The 7,692-nt window shown below is 69.1% G+C and carries 5 protein-coding genes; 4 read left to right on the plus strand and 1 reads right to left on the minus strand.

All coding sequences use genetic code 11. The annotated features are described in order from the left end of the window. Positions 1-2 precede the first annotated feature (2 nt). Complete coding sequence (locus tag CCL05_RS01430) at positions 3-2,141, minus strand: MMPL family transporter (RefSeq protein WP_086558608.1); 2,139 nt, start codon at positions 2,139-2,141, stop codon at positions 3-5. A gap of 946 nt (positions 2,142-3,087) precedes the next feature. Here CCL05_RS01430 and CCL05_RS01435 point away from each other — a divergent pair. The 4 genes from CCL05_RS01435 to CCL05_RS01450 form a co-directional block, all read left to right on the plus strand. Continuing rightward, a complete protein-coding gene (locus tag CCL05_RS01435) occupies positions 3,088-4,524 on the plus strand; it encodes a carboxylesterase family protein (RefSeq protein WP_086558609.1) in 1,437 nt (478 codons plus the stop codon). A 55-nt stretch (positions 4,525-4,579) separates the two neighbouring features. Beyond that, positions 4,580-5,602, plus strand: a complete 1,023-nt coding sequence (locus CCL05_RS01440) for an alcohol dehydrogenase catalytic domain-containing protein (RefSeq protein ID WP_086558610.1) — start codon at positions 4,580-4,582, stop codon at positions 5,600-5,602. Between the two features lie 123 nt (positions 5,603-5,725). Beyond that, complete coding sequence (locus CCL05_RS01445; RefSeq protein WP_086558611.1) at positions 5,726-6,346, plus strand: TetR family transcriptional regulator; 621 nt, start codon at positions 5,726-5,728, stop codon at positions 6,344-6,346. Positions 6,347-6,730: 384 nt separating this feature from the next. Further along, the coding region (locus tag CCL05_RS01450; RefSeq protein ID WP_086558612.1) for an aldo/keto reductase at positions 6,731-7,692 on the plus strand (962 nt) is incomplete at its 3' end.

Raw genomic sequence — 7,692 nt, forward strand, 5'->3', positions numbered from 1 at the left:
GCTCAGGGTGCACTGACGGTTTCCGGCTGCCGGGGCGGCTCGGCCGGTCCGCCCCTTCCGCTCGACCCGGCCGGTTCGGCCGGCCCGGGCTGCCGTGAGAGCCCGCCCGGCCACCACACCTTCCGGCCCAGGGCGACGCTGGCACTGGTCACCAGATACGTCCGTACGAGGAAGGTGTCGAGCAGGACGCCGACGGCGATCACGAAGCCGAGCTGGACCAGCTGCACCAGGCCCATGTTCGTCAGCACGGCGAAGGTTGCGGCGAGGACGAGTCCGGCGGAGGCGATGACGCCGCCGGTGGTGCGCAGCGCGGTCAGTGCCGCCGTGGCCGGTTCCGCTCCCGCCAGGGACTCCTCCCTCATCCGGTGCATGAGGAAGATGCCGTAGTCGACGCCGAGGGCGACCAGGAACACGAAGGACAGCAGTCCGAGCCCCGGATCGATGCCCTTGAGGCCGAGGAGCGGTTCGAAGACCAGTCCGCCGATCCCGAGGGAGGCGCCCCACACCGCGACGACCGCGACCACCAGGAGCAGCGGTGCGACCAGACTCCGCAGCAGCACGATCAGGATGAGCATCACGAAGACGAGGACGAGCGGTACGACGATCTTCGTGTCCCGGGCGTTGGTGTCCTGCAGGTCGATCTGCTGGGCGCTGTCCCCGCCGACGTAAGAGCCCTTCAGTTCGTCCCGCAGGGACTTGATGGTGGTGGTCTCCCCCGCCGACTGGGGTGCGCTCTTCGCGAAGACGGAGATCTCGGTCCAGCCGCCTCCCGTACGCCCCATCTCCGCGCTGCCGACTCCCGGGGTGCCGCGGACGGCCGCGAGGGTCTCGTCGACGCGCCCCTGCGGGGTGAGCACGTCGATGGGCTGGCTGCCGCTGTCGGGAAAGGCCTTGGCAACGGTCTCCATCGCGACGACAGACTCCGGCTTCTTGACGAAGGAGTCCTCCTGCTTGAGCGCTCCCGGCAGGTTGAACGAGCCGAGGGCGAGGGGACCGAGCAGCACGGCACCGCTCGCGAGGACGGTCAGCGGCCTGCGTCCGGCAGAGCTGCCCATCGCCGAGAACAGGCTCCGCCGCTGCTTGGGCGTGCTCCCGAAGGCGGGCACGAGCGGCCAGAACACCCGCCGTCCGACCAGTACGAGGACGGCGGGGAGCAGGGTCAGCATCGCGATCAGCGCGCACAGCACACCGACGGCGCCGAGCGGGCCCATGCCCCGGCTGCTGTTGAGGTCGGCGGCGAGCAGGCACAGCAGTCCGGCGGCGACGGTGCCGGAGGAGGCGAGCACGGCGGGCCCGCAGCCGCGCAGGGCGGCGACCATGGCCTCGTACGGGCGCTCGATGCGCCGCAGCTCCTCCCGGTAGCGCGCGATGAGCAGCAGCGCGTAGTCCGTGCCCGCCCCGAACACGAGGATTGTCATCACACCCGAACTCTGCCCCGAGACGGTCGTGCCGAAGGCCTGGTTGAGGCCGTAGGCGACGCCCATCGACATGTAGTCGGCGATCCCGGCGACGACGAGGGGCACGAGCCACAGCACGGGGCTGCGGTAGATCAGGATCAGCAGTATGGCAACGACGGCGATGGTGGTGTAGAGCAGCGGTCCGCCGAGCGAGTCGTAGACAGCGCCTGAGTCGGTGCCCAGCGCGCCGGTGCCGCCCACATCGACGCTCAACCCGCCTTCGCCCTGGGCGACTTCGCGGACATCGGTGACGAGCTTGTCCTGCTTCTCCTCGTCCGCCCCGGGATCGTTGCTGGCGACCGGGTATATCAGGGTCGTGCCGTCCTTGGACGGAATCCCGTCGGGAACACCGTCGATCAGCTTGTGCTCCCGGGCGATCTCCGCGACCTGCCCGGCCGCGGTCTCCCGGTCGGCGGCGCTGAGCCCGCCGTCCCGGTGGTAGACGAGCACCATCTCGGTGGTCTCGCCACCGGGCAACTTCTCCTCGATCTTCGCCGCTTGCGTCGAGTCCGCGCTCGCCGGCAGGTAGTCGGTGACCTTGTCGTGCTGCACATCGGCGAGCTTCGCCGCGAACGGCCCGACGAGTGCGATCACCGCAATCCACAGCCCGAGCACCGCCCATGGAACGGCTCGCCCGCGCCCCGGCCCCAGCCTCGTCGTAGCGGTTGTCTCTCCGGCCCTCATCGACCGATCTCCCTCCGGGTGACGTCTGCTTCCGTCCCCAGACTTCCGGTCAGAACCACGGCTTTCGTCGGGCGGGAGGGCGAGGGGACGCGTACTGCCGGGGGTGACGACGGCTGCGGATTACTCCCTGGGGAGTAGGAGGTCGTCTTCTCCCGTTGTTTCATCCCGGTATGCAGATTTGATCCGGTGATGTCGGGTCGCGCCAGGAGACGGTGTTCTCGCTCGAGGGCTGCGGCGTGCTCGACGAAGCTGCGGTCCACGTACAGGATCGCATTCATGATCTCGCCCAGATCAGACGTAGTGCGAAACTGGAGGGCCTGGTGGTCGTCGAATTGGTCCTCTGCCCCAGGCCTTCCACTCGCCGTCGAGAGGATCGACCGTGCCCCCCGACCACGACATGCTGTGGCCTCGATGCGCTCATCTGGGTCGTGTCCTGCTGCCGTTGGTGGACCAGGAGCCATGGCGGCAGGCTCGTCGCCACGAGAACCTGCAGGCCTGGGCGCACGGCAGGCGAGAGACTGATCGAGATGTTCGCGGGAACTCCGGGCCAGGGACGCCACCGAGCTCGCCCAGCTGCGCAGCGACGTCGAGCATCTCGTCCGCGTCGTCAACCAGCTGACCGCACACAACCGGCAGCTGCTCCAGGCGGTGGCTCAGTCCGACGCCCCGGTCCGCGCGCTGCCGACCCAGCCGCACCCAAACGGGAGGCGGATCCCGTGATTCGAGATTTCCCCATTCCGGTTCACCGTCACCGTGTCAATAGGGGCGCCTGGCCCAAGAAGTGCCGGGTGTCTTCTAACGACCATCAGCTGTCCGCTGCTAAGCGGGCGAGGGGCCGGAGCTCGAAACATGATGGAGGAGCACGGCGAGCCTCACTCTCCGTGAGGTGATGCCGCGGCCTTTACGGCTTTCACGAGTATCCGTACCACGCACCGAAGGACATGCCATGACCGCTACCGCACCCAAGGCCCCGACTGCATCAGGGGTGCGGTCCTGGTGGGGAATTCCGTATGCCACCGCCGAGCGGTACCGCCGTCCCGTGGTCGCGGACTTCGATCCGGGCCTCCCCTACGACCGCAAGGGTGTCGTCTCCGTCCAGCCCGACAGCGGTGACTGGCTCGAGGCGGACAGCGGGATGGGCGAGGACTGCCTGAACCTGAACGTGTGGGCCCCCGAGCAGCCGGCCGACAAGGCGCTGCCAGTGACCGTGTACATTCACGGCGGCGGATTCGAGTACGGCGCGAACACGCAGATCACCTCGAACGCCTCCGGTCTCGCGGCGACGGGGCGCGTGGTGGGCGTGTCGATCAACTACCGGCTCGGCGCGCTGGGTGCGCTCTCGCTGTCGCAGTACGGCGGGCGGCTGACGGAGGCCAGCAACCTCTTCCTGCAGGACGTCATCGCCGCGCTCACCTGGATCAAGCGGAACATCGCCCACTTCGGCGGCGACCCCGACAATGTCACCGTCTACGGCCACAGCGGTGGCGCCTACTCCACCTTCGGGCTGTTGGGTGCCTCCTCCGCCGACGGCCTGTACCGGCGTCTGGCCGGTTTCTCCGGCGGGCCCGCTCGTAGCATCCCGGCCTGGTGGGCAGAGGAACTCGCGCACCGGTTCGTCACCGAACTCGGCGTCGCGGACACCCCGGAGAAGCTGCTCGACCTCGACGCGACCTCCCTTAGGGACGCCCTGCGCAAGGTCGCCCCGACGGATCTCGGCGTCCGCGGCGGGGTGGACAACAAGGCCACCGGCGTCGTCCTGGACATCGGGCAGCCCGGCACAATGGTGCACGCCCACCCCATGGATGTCCTGGCCTCGGGTGCGCACCGCGATGTCGACGTGCTGCTGAGCATGGCCAGCGACGACATGGGCTGGTGGGTGGCGAACGACCTCGACCGGTTCGACCCGCACACTCTCGACGCCGTCACCGACGAGGTCGCGACGTGGCGCATTTCCCGCTCGCGCGCCAAGAAGCTCGTCGATGCCTACGACCAGGGTGGCCGTAAGCCGGTCGAGGTCCGCGCCGCCCTCATGGCGGACTACCTCTTCGCGCTGCCCGCGGCCCGCGGCGCCCTGGCGCACGCCGCCGCGGGCGGCAATGCCCATCTCCTGATGATCGGGCCCGCCGAGAGCGCGCCCGCGTACCACGGCACTGAGATGTACGGCCTGGTCGGCCAGGAACAACCGGGTCGCAGCACGGAACAGGCCGCGCGTGACACGCGTATCCGCGACATCGTGCTCGACTTCGCCACCGGCGAGCATTCCCGTCTGTGGCCCGCCGTCACGGACCGGCCCACCGCGGAAAGCGTCGGCAACCCGCCCTTCCAGGCCACTGCCCACTACGAGGCGGCCCTCGACCTGTGGGAGGGCATCGACCGCCCCTGACAGACGGCGGGCGATACGGAACAGCGCAGGGGACAGACAGAGTAAGGAACTCGGCATGAGCCAACCGACAGCAGCCGGCGACTCCGCACCAGCAACCATGCGGGCCGTCGTCGTGACCCACCCCGGCGGCCTCGACGCACTGGAGATCAAGGACGTGGCGGTGCCCGTCCGCAAGCCCGGCTGGGTGCGGATCAAGGTGAAGGCGTTCGGCGTCAACGAGTCCGAGGTCACCACCCGCAAGGGCGAGTCGGACGCGGAGGTCACCTACCCGCGTATCCCCGGCATCGAGGGCGTCGGCGTGGTCGATGAGGCCGACGAGGATAGCGGGCTGCGGCCGGGCCAGCAGGTCGCGACCATGATGGGCAACATGGGCCGCTCCTACGACGGCGCCTACGCCCAGTACGTGACCGTCCCTGCCGGGCAGGTCATCCCGTTCGAGACGGACCTGCCGTGGGACGTTGTCGGCGCACTGCCGGAGATGTTCCAGACCGCCTACGGATCGCTGACCCGTGGCCTAGACCTCAAGATGGGGCAGACGCTGCTGATCCGCGGCGGCACCTCCACGGTCGGGTTGAGCGCGGCGACGATGGCCAAGGAGATCGGCGCCACCGTCATCTCCACCACCCGCAACTCCGACCGCGGCGACGAGCTGCGGGCGATGGGCGTCGACCACCCGGTCGTGGACGACGGGCGGATCGCCGACAAGGTCCGCGACCTGGTACCGCAGGGTGTCGACGCGGCGCTGGAACTGGTGGGCTGCACCGCCCTGCCGGACACCTTCGGATGCGTACGGGTGCACGGCACCGTCTGCTTCACCGGCGCTCTGGCCGGCGGCTGGTCCATTCCCTACTTCACCCCGTTCATGATCCCCAGCGGGGTGCAGCTGACCAGCTACGCGGGTGAGGCCGCCGGCCTGCCGCCCCAGGTGTTCCAGCAACAGCTCCAGGCGATCGCCGACGGCCGGCTCAAGACCCCGGTCGCCAAGACCTACCGTGGTCTTGAGCAGGTACGTGACGCCCAGGCTGACGTCGAGTCCGGTACGACGCCCGGCAAGCACGTGGTGCTCCTCGACGGCTGAGACGCACCGGCCTGGCCACGCCGGGTTCGTGGCCGCTCCGCGTTTCCAGATCGCCCGCCCCCGGAGGGAAGATCTGACGGCCGGGCTGGCAAACCGAACGGTTTGGTCGTCTATCGTGTACCTATGCCTCGCTCCGCCGTCTCCCGTAAGACCTCGAACTCCTCGGCCGCCGACACCCGGCAGCGGATCCTCGCCGCGGCGAAGGATGAGTTTGCCCGCTACGGCATCGCCGGCGCCCGAGTGGACCGCCTCGCCAAGCAGGCGCGGACCAGCAAGGAACGGGTCTACGCCTACTTCAGCAGCAAGGAGGCCCTGTACCACCACATCGTCGGGCACGAAACGGCCGCGCTCATCGAGGCCACCCGCATGGACCCGGCGGACCTGCCCGGCTACGCCGGCACCCTCTTCGACCACTTCACGGCCCACCCGGACCACTATCGGCTCCTCACTTGGGGCCGCCTCGAACTCGCCGACGGCGAAGCCGACAGCGACGCGGCCGACCCCATGCTGACCACCATCACCGGCAAGGTCGAACAGCTCCGCGACGCCCAACGCGCCGGCCTGATCGATCCCGCCTGGGATCCGGTCGACGTGCTCGCCCTGATCAACCAGATCGCCACCACCTGGGCAGGTCAGCCGGAGATCGGCGCCGCCGCGGCCGAGCTGGCCGCGGACACCTCCGTCGGCGCACGCCGCGCGGCCCTGGTCGCCGCCGTCGAGCGCCTGTTCCCCCGCTCACGCTGAGCCACAGGCCACCGGACTCCGGGAAATCTCGCTCGCACTTCAGCACTGCTCCAGCGGACCCGCGAGCGAGGCGCCACCGCCGAGGGTGAGTGCGGCACAGGCAGCTGCTTCCAGGAAGACGATGAGCGGCAGTGTGCCGCCCCCGGCTTATCCATGCTTCCTCAACGATCAGCAACCATTGCGGTCCGATCAGCCATGCCCCGGCCATCCCGCGCAGGGCGAACTCGGCCTTGGCGGCACTCACGATGCGGGCGCGGACCGAGTCTGCGCGGGTTGAGGAGCTCACGCATGCGAACCGCCCGACCAAACCGTTCGGTTTGACGCTGGAGATTGGTCGACGTAGGCTTCAAACCGAACTGTTTGGTTTAATGTCTGGAGATCCTCATGCAGCACAGGACACTCGGCACCCAGGGGCTGACCGCCTCGGCCATCGGCTACGGCTCGATGGGCCTGACCATGGCCTACGGCCCCGGCGACGAGGAGGCGGGTATCGCCGCCATCCGCCGCGCCCACGACCTGGGCGTCACCTTCTTCGACACCGCCGAGCTCTACGGCTTCGGCACCGGCTCCAACGAGATCCTGGTCGGCAAGGCAGTCAAGGACTTCCGCGACGAGGTGGTCCTGGCCACCAAGTTCGGCTTCGACCTGTCCGACCTGTCCCAGGGATTCGGAGCCCTCAACAGCCGCCCCGACAACATCCGCAAGGTCGCTGACAACAGCCTGCGCTACCTGGGCGTCGACCAGATCGACGTCTTCTACCAGCACCGGGTCGACCCGGACGTGCCGATCGAGGACGTGGCCGGCACCGTCAAGGAACTGATCGACGCGGGCAAGGTGAAGTACTTCGGCCTGAGCGAGGCGGGCCCGGAGACCATCCGCAAGGCGCACGCCGTCCAGCCGGTCTCGGTCCTGCAGACCGAGTACTCGCTCTTCGAGCGCGAGATCGAGCAGCTCTTCCCGCTCCTGAAGGAGCTCGGCATCGGCTTTGTTCCCTATTCGCCCCTCGGCCGCGGCTTCATCACCGGTACCGCGAAGCCCGCGGGACAGTACGACGCCACCGACATGCGCAACACCGACCCGCGCTGGCAGCCCGGCAACTTCGAGAAGAACGTCGAAGCCGTCGACCGACTCGGCAAGCTGGCCACCGCCAAGGGCATCACCGTCTCCCAGCTCGCCCTGGCCTGGCTGCTCGCCCAGGGCGACCAGATCGTCCCGATCCCGGGCACCCGCAGCGCCACCCGCATGGAGGAGAACGCCGGCGCCGCCGACGTCGCCCTCACCGAGGCCGATCTCGCCGCGATCCGCGAGATCCTCCCGAACGGCGGCTTCGGCGCCCGCTACGCCGA

This window comes from Streptomyces africanus, assembly GCF_002150735.1.
Lineage (GTDB): Bacteria > Actinomycetota > Actinomycetes > Streptomycetales > Streptomycetaceae > Streptomyces > Streptomyces africanus.

Bases quoted from the DNA above. Each gene is read 5' to 3' on its own strand.
- CCL05_RS01445 (WP_086558611.1), top strand. From the start codon at position 5,726: ATGCCTCGCTCCGCCGTCTCCCGTAAGACCTCGAACTCCTCGGCCGCC.
- CCL05_RS01440 (WP_086558610.1), top strand. From the start codon at position 4,580: ATGAGCCAACCGACAGCAGCCGGCGACTCCGCACCAGCAACCATGCGG.
- CCL05_RS01435 (WP_086558609.1), top strand. From the start codon at position 3,088: ATGACCGCTACCGCACCCAAGGCCCCGACTGCATCAGGGGTGCGGTCC.
- CCL05_RS01430 (WP_086558608.1), bottom strand. From the start codon at position 2,141: ATGAGGGCCGGAGAGACAACCGCTACGACGAGGCTGGGGCCGGGGCGC.